Here is a 21676-nt window from a genome sequence, read left to right as displayed (position 1 = left end):
GACAGAGTCCCAGCACGGGGAGCCCGGATGATCGAAACGCCGTCCCTCGTGGACCAGTACTGTCACGGCGTCCTGAGAACGGAGCTGGGCCTCGGCACCTTCGAGGCCCAGCTGGCCCGGACCGAGGGACCGCCCGCGCCGGGTACGACGCTGTTCGACACCCAGACCGGGTTCGCGGTACGCCGCTGGTGCCCCCCGCTGCTCGGCATGGAACCGCACTGCCCGCCCGCCCGCTATCTCGCCCGGCGTCGTGAACTCGGCGTACTGGAGTCGGGCCGCAGGCTGCTGCGGGGCAGCGGGATCACGACGTATCTGGTCGACACCGGACTGCCCGGAGACCTGACCGGCCCCTCCGAGATGGCGTCCGCCGCGTGCGCCGAGGCCCGTGAGATCGTGCGCCTCGAACTCCTCGCCGAACAGGTCGCCGACACCTCCGGCACCGTCGAGTCCTTCCTCGCCAACCTCGCCGAGTCGGTGCACGGCGCCGCCTCGGGCGCGGTGGCCTTCACCTCGGTGGCCGGCGTACGGCACGGACTCGCGCTCGCGCCCGAGCCGCCGGGACCCGGGGAGGTGCGCGGCGCCGCGGGCCGCTGGCTGGCGGGCCGCCGGGTGGGCGGCGAGCTGAGCGACCCGGTGCTGCTACGGCATCTGCTGTGGATCGCGGTCGCCTCCGGGCTGCCGCTCCAGCTGCACGCCGGGCTGGGCGAGCCGGGGCTGCGCATCGACCGTACGGATCCGGTGCTGCTCACCGACTTCGTCCGGGCCACGGCCGGCCTCGGCACGGACCTGGTGCTGCTGCACGGCTACCCCTACCACCGGCACGCCGCCCACCTCGCCGGGGTCTTCCCGCACGTGTACGCCGACTCGGGCGCCGCGCTCGTACGGACCGGGGCGCGCGCCGCCACCGTCCTCGCGGAGATCCTGGAACTGGCCCCCTTCGGCAAGATCCTCTTCTCCAGCGGGGCGCAGGGGCTGCCCGAACTGCACGTGGTGGGGGCGCGGCTGTTCCGGGAGGCGCTGAGCCGGGTGCTGGGCACCTGGGTCGCCGAGGGGGCGTGGTCGCTGGCGGACGCGCAGCGGGTGGCGGGACTGATCGCGGCGGGGAACGCCAGGCGGGTGTACGGGATCGAGTAGGGCCGGTACCCCGGGCCTACGCCCGCCCGCTCACGCCCGCGTCAGCGTCGCCCCGTTCGACTGCCCCGGCACCTCGGCCACCGTCGCCGGCCGTTCCCGCAGGGACAGCAGCACCCGCAGGACCCAGATCCACATCACGGCGGAGCCCAGCATGTGGAGGCCCACCAGGACCTCGGGAAGATCGGTGAAGTACTGGACGTAGCCGATGACGCCCTGGGCGAGCAGGATCAGGAACAGCTCCCGCGTGCGGGCCAGCGGCCCCTTCGGCGCGTCGACCGCCTTGAGGACGAACCACAGGGCGAAGGTCAGCGACACCACGATCCAGGCCAGCACCGCGTGCACCTTGCTGACGGTCTCCCAGTCCAGCGGCATCCGCTCGACCTCGCTGGAGTCGCCCGCGTGCGGTCCCGCACCGGTGACGACCGTGCCGACCAGGATCAGCAGCACGGAGGCCGCCACCAGGAACCACACCAGCTGCTGCACCGCTCTGCCGACCAGCGGGCGGGCCGGGCCGTCGCCCTCCCCGGTGCGCTGCCACATCACGGTGGCCACGGCGATCAGGGCGGACGTCGCCACGAAGTGCGCGGCGACCGTGTACGGGTTGAGGCCGACGAGGACCACGATGCCGCCGAGGATCGCGTTGCTCATCACCACCCAGAACTGCGCCCAGCCCAGCCGGGTCAGACCGCGCCGGCAGGGCTTCTCGGAGCGGGCGGCGATGATCGCCCAGCCGACCGCCGCACACAGCACGTACGTCAGCATGCGGTTGCCGAACTCGATGGCTCCGTGGAAGCCCATCGCGCTGGTGGCGGTGAGCGAGTCGGCGGTGCACTTGGGCCAGGTCGGGCAGCCGAGCCCCGATCCGGTGAGCCGCACGGCACCGCCGGTCACCACGATGAGCACCGACATCACGAGCGCGGCGAGGGCCGCCCGTCGGACCGTCCGGGGGGCCGGGGTCCAGCGTTCGGCGATGAAGGCGAGCGGATTGCGGACGGCCGCTACGGCGTCGGCGCGGGTCACGTTGGGCACGCGTCCCATCGTAGGGGGCCGCTTGTGCACGCTTTCACGAGGGTCCCTCGGAGGGCCGGGGGCGTCTACTCCCAGCGGAAGAACCTCCCCGCCGCCGCCAGCCCCACGACCGCCCACACCGCGAGGATCCCCAGGTCGCCCCACGGCATCCCGGCGCCGTGCTGGAGCACGTCCCGCAGGCCGTCCGAGAGGGCCGAGATCGGCAGCAGGCCCAGCACGTCCTGGGCGCCGGGCGGGAACTTGTCCAACGGCACGATCACCCCGCCGCCCACCAGCAGCAGCAGGAAGACCAGGTTGGCGGCGCCGAGCGTGGCCTCCGCCTTCAGCGTGCCCGCCATCAGCAGGCCGAGCCCCGAGAAGGCGGCCGTCCCGAGGACCAGCAGCAGCAGGACGGCGAAGGGGTTGCCGTGCGGCGACCAGCCGAGCGCGAAGGCGATCACCGTCAGCAGGACGACCTGGAGGACCTCCGTGACCAGCACGGCCAGCGTCTTCGCGGTCATCAGACCCCAGCGGGGCAGCGGGGAGGAGGCGAGGCGCTTGAGGACGCCGTAGCGGCGCTCGAAGCCCGTCGCGATGGCCTGCCCGGTGAACGCCGTCGACATCACGGCGAGCGCGAGAATCCCGGGCGTGAGGAAGTCCACGGCCTTGCCGGCGCCCGTGTCGACGATGTCCACGGAGCTGAACAGGGCGAGGAGCAGCGTGGGGATCGCGACCGTGAGCAGCAACTGCTCGCCGTTGCGCAGGAGCATCCTCGTCTCCAGCGCCGCCTGGGAGGTGATCATGCGGGGGAGGGGCGCGGCGCCCGGCTTCGGGGCGTACGCACCCGTGGCGGCGGTGGTCATGAACGCAGCTCCTTGCCGGTGAGCTCCAGGCTGTGTCTTCCCGGGGGACGACCCCCGGACCCCCAGCAGATCCTTGTGTGAACCGGGGTCATGAACGCAGCTCCTTGCCCGTGAGCTCCAGGAAGACGTCTTCGAGGGTGTGCCGTTCGACCGAGATCTTCTCCGGCATCACCCCGTGCTGCGCGCACCACGAGGTGACCGTCGCCAGCAGTTGCGGGTCCACCTTGCCTCCGACCCGGTACGAGCCCGGTGTCAGCTCCGCGGCCGTGCAGTCCGCGGGGAGCGCCTTGAGGAGGGAGCCGACGTCCAGGCCGGGGCGGCCGGTGAAGCGCAGGGTGTTCTCGGCGCCGCCGCGGCACAGCTCCTCCGGGGAGCCCTGGGCGATGACCCGGCCGGCGTCGATGATCGCGACGTCGTCGGCGAGCTGCTCGGCCTCGTCCATGTAGTGGGTGGTGAGGATCACGGAGACGCCGTCGGCGCGCAGGTCCCGTACGAGGTCCCAGGCGGCGCGGCGGGCCTGCGGGTCGAGGCCGGCGGTCGGCTCGTCCAGGAACACCAGCTCCGGGCGGCCGACGATCGCCATGGCGAGCGCGAGCCGCTGCTGCTGGCCCCCGGACAGGCGCCGGTAGGTCGTCCGGCCGCAGCTGTCCAGCCCCAAGCGCTCGATGAGCGCGTCCACGTCCAGTGGGTGGGCGTGCAGTCCGGCGACATGGCGGAGCATCTCGTCGGCCCGCGCGCCCGAGTAGACGCCCCCGGACTGCAGCATCACGCCGATCCGGGGGCGCAGGGCGCCGGACTGCCGTACCGGGTCGAGGCCCAGGACACGCACCGTGCCGGAGTCCGGTTTCCGGTACCCCTCACAGGTCTCGACCGTCGTCGTCTTGCCCGCGCCGTTGGGACCGAGTACGGCCGTCACACCCGCCTTGGCCACCAGGTCGAGGCCGTCCACCGCGGTCTTCGTGCCGTACCGCTTCACCAGGGCCTGGACCTGGAGCACGGGCTCGCTTCGCATGGGTCCAGAGTCTAGGTTCGCGCAAGGGGGCCCAGACCGGCGGGTACGAGATCTCCACCCGGGCCCGGTAACCGCGTGGCCTCAGACCTCCTCCTCGCGCGGCCGGTGCACCGCCAGCCACCGCTGCGCGTACGCCACCGCGTCGGCCACCGGGAACAGCCGTGCGTCGGCGGCGCCCACCCGCCCGCGGACGACGGGACGGTCCCGTTCGAAGTCGTGGCCCAGTTCGTCGAACCGGTCGGAGGAGATCGACACCTCGGTGAGCACCTCCCAGCCCGCCGGTCCGGGGCGGCCCACCGGCACGCGCGGCGACGGGATGCGGTACTCGGCGAGATGGAAGCTGGTGCACGTGTCGTAGCCGGCGCCCAGCAGGAGCACGCGCGCGTGGAGCTCCTCCAGCCGCGCCAGGGGGCTGCGCTCGCCGAGCCGGCAGTCGGGGGCGTGGCCGTCGGTCACCTCCGGCGCGCGCGGGCCGAGCGCCGCGAAGGAGGTCTGCGGGTGCGCGCTGCGCAGGGCGCCCGGCCACGTCCGTACGGTCTCCGGGATCACCCCGACGCCACGGCTGGGCGTGATGACGGGGTCGTAGGCGGGCATGGTGGCCCGGATCGGCTGCCACCAGTCCTCGGGCACCGGCGGGTTTCCCCAGGTGGCCGGGTCGGAGAGGTCGCCGGACTGGGTGGGGACCACCAGCGTGCCGTCCGGGCCGAGGGCGTCGAGCAGTCCCTGGACGACCGCGACGGCTCCTCCGCAGACCCAGCCGAGGGCGCTGAGGGAGGAGTGGAGGAGGACGGTTTCACCCGGTTCGACACCCAGTTCCCGCAGCTGGGCCGCGAGGGTGTCACGGGTGACAAGTGGGCCGGTGGGAGGGGGTGTCGACATGGTTCCGGAGTGTCCCGCACGGGGTCCGCCGACGCCACCGCTTTGATCGATCAGTGATCGTTTCCGCAGGTCAGATTAGGTTTACCTAAGTGACGCAGGGCACGGCCCGCTGTCCCGGGCGCGGCTTGCCTGCCTCAGAGGAATTACGCAACAATGGCGTTGTGAAAAACGTCGGCGAGGCTCGGGAGACCCCCACGGGGCCCCCTCAGGAGGAACTCGCGACCGGTGAGCGCTCGACGCGCAACCGTGTCGCGCGATCCATCCTGGACCACGGGCCCTCGACCGTGACCCATCTGGCCGGACGCCTGGGGCTCACCTCGGCGGCCGTACGCCGGCATCTGGACGCACTGGTCGCCGACGACGTCGTGGAGGCCCGGGAACAGCGGGTGTACGGAGCGCGGACGCGCGGCCGGCCCGCCAAGGTCTTCGCCCTGACGGACTGCGGCCGGGACGCGTTCGACCAGTCCTACGACAAGCTGGCCGCGGACGCCCTGCGCTGGATCCAGGAGCGGTTCGGCGGGGAGGAGGCGGTCGTCGCCTTCGCCCGCGCCAGGATCGCCGAGCAGGCCACCGTCTACCGCAAGGCCATCGAGGCCGCCGCCCCCGAAGAGCGGACCGAAGCCCTGGCCAGGGCCCTGACCGCGGACGGGTACGCTGCTACGGCGCGAAGCGCACCGGTCGGCGAGCAGCTCTGCCAGCACCACTGCCCGGTCGCCCATGTCGCCGAGAAGTTCCCGCAGCTGTGCGAGGCGGAGACCGAGATCTTCTCCCAGCTGCTGGGTACCCATGTGCAGCGGCTGGCGACCATCGCCCACGGCGACGGCGTCTGCACGACGTTCATCCCCAAGATTTCCAAGCCCCCCATGACAACCGATCACGCATCCGCAAGCACCGCCGGGAGGAAACCCGCATGACGCTCCCCATCGAGGAGACTGCTCACCCCGAGCTCGAGGGTCTGGGCAACTACGAATACGGCTGGGCCGACTCCGACGTGGCTGGTGCCTCTGCCAAGCGCGGTATCAACGAGGACGTCGTCCGGGACATCTCGGCCAAGAAGAGCGAGCCGGAGTGGATGACCAAGCTCCGTCTCAAGGGCCTGCGCCTCTTCGGCAAGAAGCCCATGCCGAGCTGGGGTTCGGACCTGTCGGGCATCGACTTCGACAACATCAAGTACTTCGTGCGCTCCACGGAGAAGCAGGCGGAGTCCTGGGAGGACCTGCCCGAGGACATCAAGAACACGTACGACAAGCTCGGCATCCCCGAGGCGGAGAAGCAGCGCCTCGTCGCCGGTGTCGCGGCCCAGTACGAGTCCGAGGTCGTCTACCACCAGATCCGCGAGGACCTGGAGGAGCAGGGCGTCATCTTCCTCGACACCGACACCGCTCTCAAGGAGCACCCGGAGCTCTTCAAGGAGTACTTCGGGACCGTCATCCCGGTCGGCGACAACAAGTTCGCGTCGCTGAACACCGCGGTGTGGTCGGGCGGCTCGTTCATCTACGTGCCCAAGGGCGTGCAGGTCGAGATCCCGCTCCAGGCCTACTTCCGTATCAACACGGAGAACATGGGCCAGTTCGAGCGGACCCTGATCATCGTCGACGAGGGCGCCTACGTGCACTACGTCGAGGGGTGTACGGCCCCGATCTACAAGTCGGACTCGCTGCACTCCGCGGTCGTCGAGATCATCGTCAAGAAGAACGCCCGCTGCCGTTACACGACCATCCAGAACTGGTCGAACAACGTCTACAACCTGGTCACCAAGCGCGCCGTCGCCTACGAGGGCGCGACCATGGAGTGGATCGACGGCAACATCGGCTCCAAGGTGACGATGAAGTACCCGGCCGTCTACCTGATGGGCGAGCACGCCAAGGGCGAGACCCTCTCCATCGCCTTCGCGGGCGAGGGCCAGCACCAGGACGCCGGCTCCAAGATGGTCCACATGGCGCCGAACACCTCCTCCAACATCGTCTCCAAGTCGGTGGCGCGAGGCGGCGGCCGTACCTCCTACCGCGGTCTCGTCGAGATCGGCGAGGGCGCGCACGGCTCCAAGTCCAACGTGCTCTGTGACGCCCTGCTCGTCGACACCATCTCCCGCTCCGACACGTACCCCTACGTGGACGTCCGCGAGGACGACGTGTCCATGGGCCACGAGGCCACCGTCTCCAAGGTCAGCGACGACCAGCTCTTCTACCTGATGAGCCGGGGCATGACCGAGTTCGAGGCGATGGCGATGATCGTGCGCGGCTTCGTCGAGCCGATCGCGAAGGAGCTGCCCATGGAGTACGCCCTTGAGCTCAACCGGCTGATCGAGCTGCAGATGGAAGGCGCGGTCGGCTGACGCACCCTTGCGTCCAGGCAGCAGACGGCGCGCCCCGAGGGGCGAGCCGAGGATCGTCATAGAAAGCGAGCACTACGACAGCCATGGCTGAGGCTCAGAACTCCACGGTGGGGTCCTCCACCACCGCCGGATCGATCGCGGTGGCCGCCGAGTCGACCGTCGCCACGCGCATGAGTGCGCCCCCGTCCTTCGACGTGCGGGACTTCCCGGTCCCGCACGGCCGTGAGGAGGAGTGGCGGTTCACCCCGCTGGAGCGGCTGCGCGGGCTGCACGACGGCACCGCGGTCGCCACCGGCGACGGCCTGAAGGTCGACATCGCGGCGCCCGAGGGCGTCACGGTCGAGACCGTCGGCCGTGACGACGCCCGGCTCGGCAAGGCGGGCACCCCGGTGGACCGCGTCGCCGCCCAGGCGTACTCGGCCTTCGAGCAGGCGGGCGTGATCACCGTCCCCAAGGAGACGGTCCTCACCGAGCCGATCCGCATCGCCGTGCACGGCGAGGGCGGGGTCGCCTACGCCCACCAGGTCATCGAGCTGGGAGCCTTCGCCGAGGCCGTCGTCGTCATCGACCACACCGGTGACGCCGTGCTCGCCGCCAACGTCGACTACGTCCTCGGGGACGGCGCCAAGCTGACCGTCGTCTCCGTCCAGGACTGGGACGACAAGGCCGTCCACGTCGGCCAGCACAACGCGCTGATCGGCCGGGACGCCACCTTCAAGTCCTTCGTGGTCACCTTCGGCGGCGACCTGGTCCGTCTGCACCCGCGCATCGCGTACGCCGGCCCCGGCGGCGAGGCCGAGCTGTTCGGCCTGTACTTCACGGACGCCGGCCAGCACCAGGAGCACCGCCTCCTCGTCGACCACAACGCCCCGCACTGCAAGTCGAACGTCGCCTACAAGGGCGCGCTCCAGGGCGACGGCGCCCACGCGGTGTGGATCGGCGACGTCCTCATCGAGGCCACGGCCGAGGGCACGGACACCTACGAGATGAACCGCAACCTGGTTCTGACCGACGGCGCCCGCGTCGACTCCGTGCCGAACCTGGAGATCGAGACCGGCGAGATCGTCGGCGCCGGGCACGCGAGTGCCACCGGCCGCTTCGACGACGAGCAGCTCTTCTACCTGATGGCCCGCGGCATCCCGGCCGACGAGGCCCGCCGTCTGGTGGTCCGCGGCTTCTTCGCCGAGCTGGTCCAGCAGATCCGCGTCGCCGACCTTCAGGAGCGCCTTCTCGCCAGGATCGACGAGGAGCTGGAGGCGTCGGTCTGATGACTGCCTCGTCGACGTTCGTACGCGCCTGTGGGCTGGACGAGCTGGAGGAGGACACCCCCAAGCGGGTGGAACTCGACGGCACGCCGGTCTCGGTCGTGAAGACCGAGGGGGAGGTGTTCGCGATCAACGACATCTGCTCGCACGCGAACGTCTCGCTCTCCGAGGGCGAGGTGGAGGACTGTCAGATCGAGTGCTGGCTGCACGGCTCCGCGTTCGACCTCCGCACCGGCAAGCCGTCCGGCCTGCCCGCGACGCGCCCCGTCCCCGTATACCCCGTAAAGATCGAAGGGGGCAGCGTCCTCGTTGACGTACGCGCCTCCCTCAACCAGGAGTCCTGAGGAACCCATGGCAACGCTTGAAATCCACGACCTGCACGTCACCGTCGAGGCCGACAACGCCACGAAGGAGATCCTCAAGGGCGTCGACCTCACCGTGAAGCAGGGCGAGACGCACGCCATCATGGGCCCGAACGGCTCCGGCAAGTCGACCCTCGCCTACTCGCTCGCGGGTCACCCCAAGTACACGATCACCGGCGGCACCGTCACCCTCGACGGCGAGGACGTCCTGGAGATGTCCGTCGACGAGCGCGCCCGCGCGGGCCTCTTCCTCGCGATGCAGTACCCGGTCGAGGTCCCCGGTGTCTCCGTCTCCAACTTCCTGCGCACCTCCGCCACCGCGATCCGCGGCGAGGCCCCCAAGCTCCGCCTGTGGGTCAAGGAGGTCAAGGAGGCCATGCAGCGCCTCAACATGGACCCGGCCTTCGCCGAGCGCAACGTGAACGAGGGCTTCTCCGGCGGCGAGAAGAAGCGCCACGAGATCCTCCAGCTGGAGCTGCTCAAGCCGAAGATCGCGATCCTCGACGAGACGGACTCCGGTCTGGACGTCGACGCGCTCCGGGTGGTCTCCGAGGGCGTCAACCGCGTCCGCGAGAGCGGTGAGGTCGGCACCCTGCTGATCACGCACTACACGCGCATCCTGCGCTACATCAAGCCCGACCACGTGCACGTGTTCGCGAACGGCCGCATCGCCGAGTCCGGTGGCGCCGAACTCGCCGACCAGCTCGAGGCCGAGGGCTACGACAAGTACGTGAAGGGTGGCGCATCAGCGTGACGCAGTTGCCGGGCCTCCTCGACACCGAGGCGATCCGTAAGGACTTCCCCATCCTGGACCGCCAGGTCCACGACGGCCGGAAGCTCGTGTACCTGGACAACGCGGCTACCTCGCAGAAGCCGCGCCAGGTGCTGGACGCCCTGAACGAGTACTACGAGCGCTACAACGCCAACGTCCACCGCGGTGTGCATGTGCTCGCCGAGGAGGCCACGGCACTGTACGAGGGCGCGCGCGACAAGGTCGCCGCGTTCGTCAACGCGCCGAGCCGCGACGAGGTGATCTTCACCAAGAACGCCTCCGAGTCGCTCAACCTCGTGGCCAACATGCTGGGCTGGGCGGATGAGCCCTACCGCGTGGACCACGAGACCGAGATCGTCATCACGGAGATGGAGCACCACTCCAACATCGTGCCGTGGCAGCTGCTCGCGCAGCGCACGGGCGCGAAGCTGAAGTGGTTCGGGCTGACCGACGACGGCCGCCTCGACCTCTCCAACATCGACGAGATCATCACCGAGAAGACGAAGATCGTCTCCTTCGTGCTGGTGTCGAACATCCTCGGTACGGTCAACCCGGTCGAGGCGATAGTGCGCCGCGCCCAGGAGGTCGGTGCGCTGGTGTGCATCGACGCCTCGCAGGCCGCGCCGCACATGCCGCTGGACGTCCAGGCGCTCCAGGCCGACTTCGTCGCCTTCACCGGGCACAAGATGTGCGGCCCGACCGGCATCGGTGTCCTCTGGGGCCGGCAGGAACTCCTTGAGGACCTGCCGCCGTTCCTCGGCGGCGGCGAGATGATCGAGACCGTGTCGATGCACTCGTCGACGTACGCTCCCGCCCCGCACAAGTTCGAGGCGGGCACCCCGCCGATCGCGCAGGCGGTCGGTCTGGGCGCGGCGATCGACTATCTGAGCGCGATCGGCATGGACAAGATCCTCGCCCATGAGCACGCGCTCACCGAGTACGCGGTGAAGCGGCTCGCGGAGGTCCCCGGTCTGAGGATCATCGGTCCGACGACGGCCGAGGACCGGGGCGCGGCGATCTCGTTCACGCTCGGTGACATCCATCCGCACGACGTGGGCCAGGTTCTGGACGAGGAAGGCATCGCGGTCCGGGTGGGTCACCACTGCGCCCGTCCCGTCTGCCTCCGCTACGGAATTCCTGCGACCACGCGGGCGTCGTTCTATCTGTACTCCACGCCGACCGAGATCGACGCTCTGGTCGACGGCCTGGAGCACGTACGGAACTTCTTCGGCTGAGGGACGTGAGCTGAGACCGTGAAGCTTGATTCGATGTACCAGGAAGTCATCCTGGACCACTACAAGCACCCGCACGGGCGTGGTCTTCGGGACGGCGACGCCGAGGTGCACCATGTCAACCCGACCTGCGGCGACGAGATCACACTGCGGGTGAAGTACGACGGCGACCGCATCGCGGACGTCTCGTACGAGGGCCAGGGCTGCTCGATCAGCCAGGCGAGCGCGTCCGTGCTGAACGAACTCCTCGTCGGCAAGGATCTGGCCGAGGGACAGAAGATCCAGGAGACCTTCCTGGAGCTGATGCAGTCCAAGGGCCGGATCGAACCGGACGACGCGATGGAGGAGATCCTGGAGGACGCGGTCGCGTTCGCCGGTGTCTCCAAGTACCCGGCCCGGGTGAAGTGCGCGCTGCTGAGCTGGATGGCCTGGAAGGACGCGACGGCCCAGGCCCTGGGCGAGGCCGCCGCCGAAAGGAAGACGGCATGAGCGAGACCATGGAGATGAAGCCGGCCTCTGAGGAAGAGGTCCGCGAGGCCCTGTACGACGTCGTCGACCCCGAACTGGGCATCGACGTCGTCAACCTGGGTCTGATCTACGGCATTCACATCGATGACGCGAACATCGCGACCATCGACATGACCCTGACCTCGGCGGCCTGTCCGCTGACGGACGTCATCGAGGACCAGGCCAAGTCCGCCACGGACGGGATCGTCAACGAGCTCCGGATCAACTGGGTCTGGATGCCGCCGTGGGGTCCGGACAAGATCACGGACGACGGACGGGACCAGCTGCGGGCGCTGGGGTTCAACGTCTGAGATCCGTCCGGGATCCGGCCGCGGGTCCCTCCGCCGACGCGAACGGCGACGTCCACCAGGACGTCGCCGTTTCTCGTGCCCGGGCCGGTCGGCCCCTCGCTCAGGCCACTCCGTCCACCAGCCGGAACGACGAGTCCGCCAGGTACTGGCCGCTGTGCTGGTAGGACTCCAGGCGGAGTTGGAAGTTCCTGTGGCGCAGGAAGCGGCCCGGGTAGTTGACCGACTCCAGCATGACCGCGCCGGAGACCGGCGAGTTGCGGGAGCAGAACGTGGCGTCCTGCCGGAAGAGGGCCGAGCCGTCGTCGCGGTCCGCGTGCAGGACGAACTCGCGGTGGCGCAGGTACGTTCCGTCGGACGTGGCGAAGGAGTAACAGGACGCGTCGGCCAGGCCCTTGACGAGTGCGAAGGTGGCGTCCGCGCGGGATTCCGAGCCGCTGACCTCGTCGAGTCCCACCAGGCCGCGGCTGACGTGCCAGTACCGGTCGGGGTAGTTCACCGAGCGGACCGAGCGCCAGGTCGTGGACGGCTTCGGCTTGGACGAACCGGGCTTCGCCGTGGGGGAATCGGATGGGGGCGGTGCCGCGGAGGCCGATCCCTGTGCCTCGGGGGCGCTCGTGCTCGTCCGGGAGGAGGGGGTGGGGCTCTTCCTGGCGGGGGAGGACGTGGCCGCCGGGGTCGGGGTGGGATAGGAGATCAGACCGGGGCCGCTGGCGGGCACGCCGGACGCCTGGTCCGGCGCGGGTGACGCGTCGTCGGTGTGCCGATCCGTCACGGTGATCGCCGTGGCACACGCGGCGACGGTGGCTATCGCCAGTGCTCCGGCCAGCCAGAGGCGTCGGGTTCCCGGTACCCGGGAGGCGTCCGGGGACCAGCCGCTCTCCCATGGCTGGTTCCGAGGAGGCCGGGACTTTCTTTCAGGCATGCGCTATTCCTCCGGCGGGCGCCAAGGAGCGACGGCTGCGGCCGTGTGGGGGAGGTAAGTGAACGGTGAAACACTAGTGGAGGCTGTCAACTCCTGGGAATCGTTTGGGCAAGCGGTTTCGGCTTATGCCGGTTCGACCTGCCGCGCGGGGCTCCCGAAGTCGATGTGTACGCTCGTACACATGGGATACCTGTTGCTCGCCGGAGCCATCGCCGCCGAGGTTGTCGCGACGACGGCCATGAAGTACAGCGAGGGCTTCAGCAGGCTGCTGCCCTCGCTGCTCACCGTCCTCGGCTACGTCGTCGCCTTCGCGTTGCTCGCCCAGACGCTGAAGACCGTCTCGGTCGGCACGGCGTACGCGATCTGGGCCGGGGCCGGCACCGCGGCCATCGCCGCCATCGGGATGCTGTTCCTGGGCGAGGGGATGACCGCCGCGAAGGCCGCCGGTATCGCGCTGATCATCGTCGGCGTCGTCGTGCTGAACCTGGGCGGTGCGCACTGATGCCCCGCCGCCACGACCCCGAGCGACGGCAGCGGATCATCGACGCGGCGATCCGGGTCGTCGGGGCGAACGGACTCGCCGGGCTGAGCCACCGCTCCGTCGCCGCCGAGGCCGATGTGCCGCTCGGCTCCACGACGTACCACTTCAAGACCCTCGACGAACTGATGGTCGCGGCGCTGCGCCAGGCCAACGAGTGCTTCGCCCGACTGATCGCCGACCGCGACGGCCTCACCGGCCCGCGCGGCGACCTGGCCGCCGACCTGGCCTCGCTGCTCGGCGAGTGGCTGGCCGGCGAACGCACCGGCGTCGAGCGGGAGTACGAGCTCTACCTCGCCGCCCTGCGCCGCCCCGCCCTGCGCCCGGTCGCCGCCGAATGGGCCGAAGACCTCGCCGACCGGCTCGCCGCCCGCACCGACCCGGTCACCGCGCGGGCGCTGGTCGCGCTGACCGACGGGATCTGTCTGCAGGTGCTGCTGACGGGGGCGCCGTACGACGAGGCGTACGCGCGGGACGTCCTGGCGCGGGTCATCGACGCCGCCGGCTGAATCCACCGGGCCGGGCACCCTTCCGGTGGGGAACATCGCTGATCGCGGCCGGTGCGCCCGAGACCTGAGACACCGTGCGGACCGGTTCGCCCGGGCACCCCCCGCCACGTTAGGTTGCCCTTATGACCGACACGACTGCTCCTCGCACCACCGGCGCTGTTGCCGCCGGCCTCGCCACCGTCGCCGCCGACGGCACCGTCCTCGACACCTGGTTCCCCGCGCCCGAACTGAACGCGGAGACCGGCCCGTCCGGCACCGAGCGGCTGGACCTCAAGCAGGCCGTCGAACTGCTCGGTTCCAACGCCGCCAAGGCCGTCGGTCATGACGCCCGCCGCGGCGTCGAGATCGTCGCGGTCCGTACCGTCATCTCCTCCCTCGACGACAAGCCGATCGACGCGCACGACGTCTACCTCCGGCTGCACCTCCTCTCGCACCGCCTGGTCAAGCCGCACGGCCAGAGCCTGGACGGCATGTTCGGCTTCCTCGCCAACGTCGCCTGGACCTCGCTCGGCCCGGTCGCCGTGGACGACGTCGAGAAGGTGCGGCTGAACGCCCGCGCCGAGGGCCTGCACCTCGCCGTGACGAGCGTCGACAAGTTCCCCCGCATGACGGACTACGTCGCCCCCAAGGGCGTCCGCATCGCCGACGCCGACCGGGTCCGCCTCGGCGCGCACCTCGCCGAGGGCACCACGGTCATGCACGAGGGCTTCGTGAACTTCAACGCCGGCACGCTCGGCACCTCGATGGTCGAGGGCCGGATCTCCGCCGGCGTCGTGGTCGGCGACGGCTCGGACATCGGCGGCGGCGCCTCCACCATGGGCACCCTGTCCGGTGGTGGCAACGTCCGCATCACCATCGGCGAGCGCTGCCTGGTCGGCGCCGAGGCGGGCGTCGGTATCGCGCTCGGCGACGAGTGCGTGGTCGAGGCGGGGCTGTACGTCACCGCCGGCACCCGCGTCACCATGCCGGACGGACAGATCGTCAAGGCGCGTGAGCTGTCCGGCGCCTCGAACATCCTCTTCCGCCGCAACTCGGTCACGGGCACGGTCGAGGCCCGCCCGAACAACGCGGTCTGGGGCGGCCTGAACGAGATCCTGCACAGCCACAACTGAGCGGGCTCCGACGGGCCGACGAAGATCACGTACGGGTTGCCCGGCGTGACCTTCTCGTGGGTTCGGCAGATGAACGGGTGGACGCAGTGTCCGATCAGACGCCGAAACGACGAACGAGGGAACGAGGCGCCGAGCGATGAGGAACGAGCGGGCGAAGGCCGTGGCGCGCCGGGTGACCGGGGTACTGGCCCTGGCGGTCGTGTGCTGGCTGCCGGCGGGGGCCGCGTACGCCGACGAGACCAACACCGCCTCCCACAACGGCCCGCGGATCGGACTGGTCACCATCGGCCAGGTGGACGATCCGCTGGAGGACGTGCTGGAACATGTGCTGCTGATCGGCGACGGGCACACCTGGAGCTGATACGCCCAGGAGGTCGCCGTAGAAGGCAGCCGTAGCGGTCGCCGTAGAAGACTGTGGTCTTCTACGGCGACTTTTTTTCGTGGGGTGGCATAGCGGCGGGCACCCGCAGGCGTCACAAGGGGCAGAGGGGCGGAACGCAGGTGCCGCCGGGGAAGAGAAGGTGACGATGAATGCCGAAGGACTGGAGAGTTTCCGGGAGTTCGTGGACAACCGGTCGTCGGCGCTGCTGAAGACCGCCGTGCTGCTGTGCGGGGGAGACCAGCACGCCGGTGAGGACCTGCTGCAGAACGCGCTGGCCAAGGCGGCGGGCCGATGGCAGCGGATCGACGAACCCGAGGCCTACGTACGGCGGATCCTCTACCGTCAGCAGGTCAGCCGCTGGCGGCTGAAGTGGCGCAGACGGGAGTTCAGCGTCGCCGAGCCGCCCGAGGCGGGCACGCCGGGCGGCGACACGGCGGCAGCCGCCGAACTGCGCGTCGTGATGCGCGAGGCGCTGTCCCGGCTCACCGCACGGCAGCGGACCGTGCTCGTGCTGCGCTACTTCGAGGATCTGCCGGAGGCCGACGTGGCGCGCCTTCTCGGCTGCACCGTCGGCACCGTACGGTCCACCACCCATCGTTCCCTGGCCCGGTTGCGTTCCCTGGCGCCCGAACTGGCCGCCCTGGACCCGGCCGAGGCCGGGCGGCAGCCGTCCCGTGACTACTCACCCGTGGAGGTGCGGCCATGAACGTCGAGGAACTCGTGCGTGACGCACTGCGGGAGCAGGCCGCCGAACAGGCCCCGGCGGGGCCGGGCTTCGCCGACCGGGTGCTGGCGGTCCGCCGGCGCCGCCGGGCACGCCGGATGGCGGGTGTCGCCGTCACCACGGCCGCCGTGGTCGCCGTCGCGGTGGCCGTGCCGCTGCTGACCTCGGGCGGGGGGACCGACGCGCGCCCCTCGGACGTCGTACCGAAGACCGAGGTCAACGCCCATCCGGACCAGTCGCCGCCGCGCGAGCTGATCTCGGCCGGGGACACCGCGCTGGCCGCGTACTTCATCCCGAAGACCGTCAAGAAGTCGGCCGACACCGCCGTCTACGAGCGTACCTACTGGCTGCTCGACCAGGAGACCGGCAGGTACGCGAAGACCACGAAGTGGTCCTGGGTCGCCGTCGCGCCCGGCATGAAGACGGCCGCCGTCCTGGAACAGGACCTGCCCGCCTCGCGGATCGGTCTGCTCGACCTGACCACCGGCAAGGTAGAACGATGGATCCCGGTCGACCATCCGGTCGGCGGGCTCGCGTTCTCCGACGACGGCCGGAAGCTGGTCGCGACCACCTACGGAGGCAACCCCGACCTGCGGGTCAAGACCGAGGGCTCGCCGGGCTGGGACCAGAAGCAGCCGTCGACCCGCACCGGTTTCCACGTCCTCGACGTGGCCTCGGGCAAGGGGTCCTGGGCCGCGGTCGGCCTCGGCGAGGCCGACCCGGACGACCCGATGGGCAGCACCTTCCTCAACTCCCGCCAGGACTTCGCCCTCACGGACGACGGCAGGCACGTCTGGGCGGGAAACCCGATGGGGGACATCGGCAAGCAGTTCTACGACCTCAAGGGCACCGAGGTCGACGCACCGGCGAACGACAAGTACCTGGATTGGTACGTCGAGGCGGGGAAGTCGCCCGACGGCAGGCTGGTCGCCGGTAGCTTCGCGGGCGAGAAGTGGAAGACCTCGTCCTGGGTCGTCGACGTGAAGAACGGCGGCAAGACCGAGGTGCACGGACAGCAGCTGCTGGCCTGGGTCGGCAACCGTTCGCTGATCGCCTGGGACATCGCGAAGAACGGCAAGAACGAGTTCCACCAGCAGCTCGTGCTGGTCACCGTCGGCAGCGACAAGGTGGTGCCGCTCAGCGACTTCCGCAAGGGCAACGACGGGGACGCCGGACGCTGGGAGCCCGTCTTCGCCGCACGCTGATCAGGCGGCCATGAGCTGTTCGTACGCCGTCAGCAGCCCGTCGACCGTGCCGCGGTCGGCGGGTCGCAGCGGTGGGCGGACCGGCCCCGCGGGCAGACCGAGTGCGTGGAGGAGGGCCTTGGCGGTGACCGTGCCGGGCAGACCCGCCGACATCATCGACTCGATCAGCGGCGTGGCACGTTGTTGGAGGCGGGCGGACACGGGGGTGTCGCCCGCCTCGAACGCGTCGAGCACCGCGCGGAGCCTGGCCGGAACGACGTTGGCGACCGTGCTGACGTACCCGGCGGCACCCACCGCGTACAGGGCGAGGATGTGCTCGTCGCAGCCCGCGTAGTACGCCAACTCCGTGCGGTCCAGGACCTTCTGGGTGCCGAGGAAGTCGTAGGAACAGTCCTTGACCGCGACGATCCGGGGGTGCTCGGCGAGGCGGATCATCGTCTCCGGCTCGATCCGGGTGCCGGTGCGGCCCGGGATGTCGTAGAGCATGACCGGCAGTCCGGACGCGTCCGCGATCTCGTGGAAGTGCGCCTCCAGCGCGTCCTGCGGCGGGCGGCTGTAGTAGGGGCTGACCACCAACAGGCCGTCCGCGCCCGCCTTTTCGGCGGCCAGGGCCAGTTCGACGGTGTGCCGGGTGTCGAAGGTGCCGACTCCCGCAACGACCGAGGCCCGTGTGCCCACCGCCTCCCGGACGGCGGTGACGAGCGCCGACTTCTCCGCGTCCGTCGTGGTCGGAGACTCACCCGTGGTCCCGGACAGGACGAGACCGTCGCAGCCCTCCGCCACCAGCCGGTCGGCCAGCCGCTGGGCGCCGTCGAGGTCCAGGGCGCCCGCGTCGGTGAAGGGCGTGATCATGGCGCAGAGGGCGCGGCCGAAGGGGCGAGGTGTCGGTGTCGTCATGGGGGTAGTCTCGGCGCACCGACAGTGAAGCTCAACTTAATTCTCCTGCGAGGTATCGTTAAGGAATGCTGCGAGATTTTCGGTCGTCGTCCGGGCGGTAGGCCCTATGTCCAAGTCGGCCTCTCATGCGCCACCATGGCCAGGACGGTCATCGGCCCCTGGTCATGGGAGGCGTCATGAAGCTCGGAAAAGCACTCGCCACCGGAGTCGCGGAAGAGCGGCCCGAGATCCACGACGAAGAACCCGAACTCGAACTCCCGGCGGAGACCGAAGAGTTGAGGGCACCCGAAGAGGTTCCGGCCGCCCGATGAGGCTGCGGCTCCCCGAGGAACGCCCGACGGAGCCGCCGACCGGACACAAGATCGCCCACCCGGTGCTGTCCCAGGACGGCACCCGGGCCGGGTTCACCGGTGTGTCGCTGGGCGGCGCGCTGCCGTACGGAGTCCTGGCCGACGCGTCCTGTGTCTACGGCCTGCGGCACCGGCCACCGCACCGCCGCTGCGACTGCGGCTTCCACTGCGTGCACGACCGGACGACGGCCGAGGCACTGCTCTGCACGGCCGAGCACCGTACGGCCGTCCTGCTCGAAGTCTCCGTGATCGGCCGCTACCTCCGCTTCGAGCGCGGCTTCCGCTACGCCCGGCAGCGGGTCCGCACGGCCACCGTCGGCCCGTGCGCCTGTGGCACGGGCGCGGCGGCGCTGGCCGACGCGCGCTGGGGCCGGCCGGGATGGCGGGCACTGGCCCCCTCCTGCGCGGGATGCCTGCGCGGCCGTACGTCCGTCTCGCTCGCCGGGTTCGCCCGGCTGGCCGGGGACGGGCTGCGGGTGGTGGCCGGGGCGGGACTGGAGGTGACGGTGCCGCCGGACGGTGACGCGGGGACGCCCGAGGGGCTGGGGGTGTCCGAACTCGCCGCGGAGGCAGCCCTGTTGCAGGCGCGGCTCGACTGGTTCCAGAGGCAGCTCGCGCGGCTCGGTGACCGGGGGACGGGAAACGGGCCGCGGGAGGAGCCCGGGCGGGGGTAGCGCGGGGCGGGCAGGGTACCCGGCCGGTCCGAAACGGAGAGGAGGCGGAACCGTGACCGAGACCACGGCCCGCAGGCCGGCGCAGGACGAACAACACTCGGTGGGCGACCTGGTCGGACAGGCCACCGAACAGCTCTCCCGGCTCGTACGCCAGGAAGTGGCCCTCGCCAAGGAGGAACTGGCCGCGAAGGGCCGTCGCGCGGGGCGCGGCGGCGGGCTCCTCGGCGCCGCGGGCGCCGTCGGCTACGCCGGCCTCCTCGCCCTGGCCGCCACGGCGGCGGCCGCGCTCTCGCTGACGCTGCCCGTGTGGGCGGCGGCGCTCATCGTGACGGGCGCGCTGTTCGCCCTCGCGGGCGTGCTCGCGGCGACCGGGCGCGCCCAGCTGCGCCGTGCCGCGCCACCCGCACCGCAGGAGACGCTCGGCAGTGTCAGGGCCGACGTCGAGGAGATCAAGGGAAGGGCGCACCGATGACCGAGAAGATGGCACGGGGATACGAGTCGGGCGGCGAGGCCGCGCGGGAGGTCGGTGCGGACGGGCCCGACGAGCTGCGTCGGCAGATCGAACGCACCCGGGGCGAACTCGGCGACACCGTAGAGGAGTTGGCCGGCAAGATCGACGTCAAGGGACGTGCTCGGGCCCGCGCGGCCGACCTCCGGGACCGGGCGGGGGCGATGACGGTGCAGTTGCGCAGCGGCGCGGCGCGGGCGGGGCATGTGGTCCAGGACCGGGCGAGCCATGCGGGGCATGTGGTCCAGGACCGGGCGAGTCATGCGGGGCACGCCGTCGAGCAGAACCTGCCGGGGCCGGTCCGTGACGCTGTACGTCGTCCGCGGCCGATGTGGGTCGTGGGAGTGGCGGTGGGTGTGGTCGTCGTGGCGGGGACGTTGCGGTGGAGGCGCCACGGGCGCTGACGGTCGGTTCCACCGGGCGCCGGGGTCCCCCTTGAGGGGATGACCCCGGCGCCCGCGTGCCCGCCCCCTGGGGGCTCCGCCCCCAGACCCCCGAACCTGTGCCCACCCACCACCCGACTCGGTAAGTCGAAAGGGAACCGCCGGCACCCTGTCCCGGCCGGTCGAGAAGTGGCCCGCCGTCCGGCTCGGTGGAGCGAAGGGGGCTCTGGGGCCCGACTCGGTGGGGCGAAGAGAGCCGCCGGCACCCCGGCCCGGGCGGGTGGTGCGTGGCCGTCCGGGTCGGTGGGGCGAGTGGTGCGTTGGGTTTCGGCGGGGCAAGCGGCGTGTCGTCGTTCGGGCGAGGGAGAGCAAGGGCGCCGCCGGTACTCCGGGTTGGACGGGTGAGTGGTGCGTGGCCGTCCGGGCCGGTGGGGCGAGCGGCGCGTCGTCGTTCGGCTGGGCGGGGTCAAGAAGGGCAGTCGGCGGCATCCTGGCTCGGTGGGCGAGGGGTGTGTCGTCGTTCGGGTTGGTGGGGTGGGGTGTCTCGGCTTGCTCGGGCGGTTACTTCTCCCGGGGGGATCGCAGCCTCGCCGGCCATTTCCTCGTGTCCCTCGGTTCGACGTACGGCTCCTCCGTCGGGGGACGGCCGTCCGTGATCGCTCGTTCGCGGGCCAGCTCCGCGTCGAATTCCAGGCCCAGCAGGATCGCGAGGTTGGTCAGCCAGAGCCAGACGAGGAAGACGATGGCGCCCGCCAAGGTGCCGTATGTCTTGTTGTACGAGGCGAAGTTGGCCGCGTAGAGGGCGAAGCCGGCGGACGCGGCCAGCCAGATCAGGGTGGCCAGGACGCTGCCGGGGGAGATCCAACGGAAGCCGCGGCCACGGACGTTGGGGGCGGCCCAGTACAGCAGGGCGATCATCAGGATCACCAGCAGGAGCAGGACCGGCCACTTTGCGACGTCCCACACCGTGATCGCCTCGTCGCCGAGCCCGATCGTCGTGCCGGCGCGCTCGGCCAGCGGGCCGGTGAACACCACGATCAGCGCGCTCGCGGCCAGCATCAGCATCAGGACCACCGTCAGCGCGAGACGCAACGGCGTCAGCTTCCACACCGGGCGGCCCTCCGGAAGGTCGTACACCGCGTTGGACGTACGGATGAACGCGGCGACATACCCGGACGCCGACCACAGCGCGAAGAGCAGACCGACGACGGCCAGCACGCTGCCGGTGCCGCCGCTGTCGCCGAGCTGGACCACCGCGTCCCGCAGGATGTCCCGGGCGGGGCCGGGCGCGAGGTCCCCGATGTTGTCGAGGATCTTGTCCGTCGCCCGCTGCCCCACCACGCCCAGCAGGGACACCATCACCAGCAGTGCAGGGAACAGGGACAGGACGCCGTAGTACGTCAACGCGGCCGCGCGGTCGGCGAGTTCGTCGTCCAGCAACTCCTTCACCGTGCGTCGCGCCACCGCCCGCCACGACCGCCCCGGCAACCCGGCGGGGCTCTCCGGCGCGCCTTCCCCGGTCCCGTCGGCCCGTTCGGCCTGCTCGGACCTCTCGGCCTGCTCGGACCTCTCGGTCCTCTTGGCCCGCTCTTCGGCTTCGGCCCTCTCGGCCTTCTCGTCCATGACCAGCCGGGTCTCCCGAATACGCCGTCCGAATCGGTGACTTGACCTGAATCTTGGTTGAGGTTGAAAGGTGGTGGGTGCACGCGACGCACGGTGGTTCCCGTACCGGCCGCCGTACGTGTCGAACGGCGTACCGACACCGGTGTACCGACATCCGTGTCCCGACCGA

General features: G+C 70.7%; 26 protein-coding genes. 19 read left to right on the top strand and 7 right to left on the bottom strand.

Translation table 11 applies throughout. The features are described from left to right. Positions 1-27: 27 nt before the first annotated feature. Positions 28-1134 (top strand): amidohydrolase family protein, encoded by a 1107-nt coding sequence (locus tag ACZ5VD_RS23725; RefSeq protein ID WP_468555079.1) that lies wholly within the window; start codon positions 28-30, stop codon positions 1132-1134. 30 nt (positions 1135-1164) lie between these two features. Here the strand turns inward: ACZ5VD_RS23725 and ACZ5VD_RS23720 are convergent, their stop codons facing one another. From ACZ5VD_RS23720 to ACZ5VD_RS23705, 4 genes are all read right to left on the bottom strand, one after another. Beyond that, a complete protein-coding gene (locus ACZ5VD_RS23720; protein WP_468555078.1) occupies positions 1165-2172 on the bottom strand; it encodes a COX15/CtaA family protein in 1008 nt (335 codons plus the stop codon). A gap of 56 nt (positions 2173-2228) precedes the next feature. After that, positions 2229-3005, bottom strand: coding sequence for an ABC transporter permease (locus tag ACZ5VD_RS23715; protein ID WP_468555077.1), 777 nt, complete (start codon positions 3003-3005; stop codon positions 2229-2231). An 88-nt stretch (positions 3006-3093) separates the two neighbouring features. Continuing rightward, a complete protein-coding gene (locus ACZ5VD_RS23710) occupies positions 3094-4017 on the bottom strand; it encodes an ABC transporter ATP-binding protein (protein ID WP_468555076.1) in 924 nt (307 codons plus the stop codon). An 81-nt stretch (positions 4018-4098) separates the two neighbouring features. Beyond that, complete coding sequence (locus ACZ5VD_RS23705) at positions 4099-4896, bottom strand: AAC(3) family N-acetyltransferase (protein ID WP_468683198.1); 798 nt, start codon at positions 4894-4896, stop codon at positions 4099-4101. A gap of 161 nt (positions 4897-5057) precedes the next feature. Between ACZ5VD_RS23705 and ACZ5VD_RS23700 the strand changes: the two genes are divergently transcribed. The 8 genes from ACZ5VD_RS23700 (at position 5058) to ACZ5VD_RS23665 (ending at position 11680) form a co-directional block, all read left to right on the top strand. Next, positions 5058-5810 carry a helix-turn-helix transcriptional regulator gene (locus ACZ5VD_RS23700; protein WP_468683197.1) on the top strand — a complete coding sequence of 251 codons (753 nt, stop codon included), beginning with the start codon at positions 5058-5060 and terminating at the stop codon, positions 5808-5810. Then, positions 5807-7231: a Fe-S cluster assembly protein SufB gene (gene sufB / locus ACZ5VD_RS23695; RefSeq protein ID WP_468555073.1), complete on the top strand. Its 1425-nt coding sequence runs from the start codon at positions 5807-5809 to the stop codon at positions 7229-7231. Before ACZ5VD_RS23700 ends, sufB begins: the two co-directional genes overlap by 4 nt. 83 nt (positions 7232-7314) lie before the next feature. Continuing rightward, entirely contained in the window at positions 7315-8499 is a 1185-nt protein-coding gene (gene sufD / locus ACZ5VD_RS23690) for a Fe-S cluster assembly protein SufD (RefSeq protein ID WP_468555072.1), read from the top strand. Continuing rightward, complete coding sequence (locus tag ACZ5VD_RS23685; RefSeq protein ID WP_468555071.1) at positions 8499-8840, top strand: non-heme iron oxygenase ferredoxin subunit; 342 nt, start codon at positions 8499-8501, stop codon at positions 8838-8840. Before sufD ends, ACZ5VD_RS23685 begins: the two co-directional genes overlap by 1 nt. 7 nt (positions 8841-8847) lie before the next feature. Then, positions 8848-9612, top strand: coding sequence for a Fe-S cluster assembly ATPase SufC (sufC, locus tag ACZ5VD_RS23680; protein ID WP_107017663.1), 765 nt, complete (start codon positions 8848-8850; stop codon positions 9610-9612). Next, the gene (locus tag ACZ5VD_RS23675) at positions 9609-10865 is read left to right on the top strand and encodes a cysteine desulfurase (RefSeq protein WP_468555070.1); all 1257 of its coding nucleotides are present in this window, start codon (positions 9609-9611) and stop codon (positions 10863-10865) included. Before sufC ends, ACZ5VD_RS23675 begins: the two co-directional genes overlap by 4 nt. An 18-nt stretch (positions 10866-10883) precedes the next feature. Next, entirely contained in the window at positions 10884-11351 is a 468-nt protein-coding gene (gene sufU / locus ACZ5VD_RS23670; protein ID WP_468555069.1) for a Fe-S cluster assembly sulfur transfer protein SufU, read from the top strand. After that, a complete protein-coding gene (locus ACZ5VD_RS23665; RefSeq protein WP_468555068.1) occupies positions 11348-11680 on the top strand; it encodes a metal-sulfur cluster assembly factor in 333 nt (110 codons plus the stop codon). The genes sufU and ACZ5VD_RS23665 overlap by 4 nt, the downstream gene beginning before the upstream one ends. 100 nt (positions 11681-11780) lie before the next feature. On the opposite strand, the gene ACZ5VD_RS23660 is transcribed toward ACZ5VD_RS23665, so the two are convergent. After that, complete coding sequence (locus ACZ5VD_RS23660) at positions 11781-12602, bottom strand: AbfB domain-containing protein (protein ID WP_468683195.1); 822 nt, start codon at positions 12600-12602, stop codon at positions 11781-11783. 181 nt (positions 12603-12783) lie between these two features. Here ACZ5VD_RS23660 and ACZ5VD_RS23655 point away from each other — a divergent pair, with 181 nt between their 5' ends. From ACZ5VD_RS23655 to ACZ5VD_RS23630, 6 genes are all read left to right on the top strand, one after another. After that, on the top strand, positions 12784-13104 hold the full coding sequence (locus tag ACZ5VD_RS23655; protein WP_468555066.1) for a DMT family transporter: 321 nt from the start codon (positions 12784-12786) through the stop codon (positions 13102-13104). Beyond that, positions 13104-13649: a TetR/AcrR family transcriptional regulator gene (locus ACZ5VD_RS23650; RefSeq protein ID WP_468555065.1), complete on the top strand. Its 546-nt coding sequence runs from the start codon at positions 13104-13106 to the stop codon at positions 13647-13649. Before ACZ5VD_RS23655 ends, ACZ5VD_RS23650 begins: the two co-directional genes overlap by 1 nt. Before the next feature lie 122 nt (positions 13650-13771). Beyond that, entirely contained in the window at positions 13772-14761 is a 990-nt protein-coding gene (gene dapD, locus ACZ5VD_RS23645) for a 2,3,4,5-tetrahydropyridine-2,6-dicarboxylate N-succinyltransferase (RefSeq protein ID WP_468555064.1), read from the top strand. Between the two features lie 136 nt (positions 14762-14897). Continuing rightward, complete coding sequence (locus tag ACZ5VD_RS23640; protein ID WP_468555063.1) at positions 14898-15122, top strand: hypothetical protein; 225 nt, start codon at positions 14898-14900, stop codon at positions 15120-15122. A 166-nt stretch (positions 15123-15288) separates the two neighbouring features. Then, positions 15289-15849 carry a SigE family RNA polymerase sigma factor gene (locus tag ACZ5VD_RS23635; RefSeq protein ID WP_468555062.1) on the top strand — a complete coding sequence of 187 codons (561 nt, stop codon included), beginning with the start codon at positions 15289-15291 and terminating at the stop codon, positions 15847-15849. Beyond that, entirely contained in the window at positions 15846-17072 is a 1227-nt protein-coding gene (locus tag ACZ5VD_RS23630; protein WP_468683193.1) for a WD40 repeat domain-containing protein, read from the top strand. The genes ACZ5VD_RS23635 and ACZ5VD_RS23630 overlap by 4 nt, the downstream gene beginning before the upstream one ends. Here ACZ5VD_RS23630 and dapA read toward each other — a convergent pair whose 3' ends face one another. Next, on the bottom strand, positions 17073-17969 hold the full coding sequence (dapA, locus tag ACZ5VD_RS23625; RefSeq protein WP_468683191.1) for a 4-hydroxy-tetrahydrodipicolinate synthase: 897 nt from the start codon (positions 17967-17969) through the stop codon (positions 17073-17075). A gap of 176 nt (positions 17970-18145) precedes the next feature. Between dapA and ACZ5VD_RS23620 the strand changes: the two genes are divergently transcribed. Genes ACZ5VD_RS23620 through ACZ5VD_RS23605 form a run of 4 tightly spaced genes read left to right on the top strand, consistent with a single transcriptional unit; the run spans position 18146 to position 19905 of the window. Then, positions 18146-18280: a hypothetical protein gene (locus tag ACZ5VD_RS23620; RefSeq protein WP_468555059.1), complete on the top strand. Its 135-nt coding sequence runs from the start codon at positions 18146-18148 to the stop codon at positions 18278-18280. After that, on the top strand, positions 18277-18993 hold the full coding sequence (locus ACZ5VD_RS23615) for a hypothetical protein (protein ID WP_468683189.1): 717 nt from the start codon (positions 18277-18279) through the stop codon (positions 18991-18993). The genes ACZ5VD_RS23620 and ACZ5VD_RS23615 overlap by 4 nt, the downstream gene beginning before the upstream one ends. A gap of 52 nt (positions 18994-19045) precedes the next feature. Beyond that, a complete protein-coding gene (locus tag ACZ5VD_RS23610) occupies positions 19046-19465 on the top strand; it encodes a phage holin family protein (RefSeq protein ID WP_468683188.1) in 420 nt (139 codons plus the stop codon). Beyond that, a complete protein-coding gene (locus tag ACZ5VD_RS23605) occupies positions 19462-19905 on the top strand; it encodes a DUF3618 domain-containing protein (RefSeq protein WP_468683187.1) in 444 nt (147 codons plus the stop codon). The genes ACZ5VD_RS23610 and ACZ5VD_RS23605 overlap by 4 nt, the downstream gene beginning before the upstream one ends. A gap of 540 nt (positions 19906-20445) precedes the next feature. Here ACZ5VD_RS23605 and ACZ5VD_RS23600 read toward each other — a convergent pair. After that, complete coding sequence (locus ACZ5VD_RS23600; protein ID WP_468683184.1) at positions 20446-21507, bottom strand: YihY/virulence factor BrkB family protein; 1062 nt, start codon at positions 21505-21507, stop codon at positions 20446-20448. Positions 21508-21676 lie beyond the last annotated feature (169 nt).

It is taken from the genome of Streptomyces sp. NPDC032822 (assembly GCF_055578825.1).
Note: the sequence above shows the minus strand (reverse complement) of the source record. Positions and strands in the feature narration are given on the sequence as shown.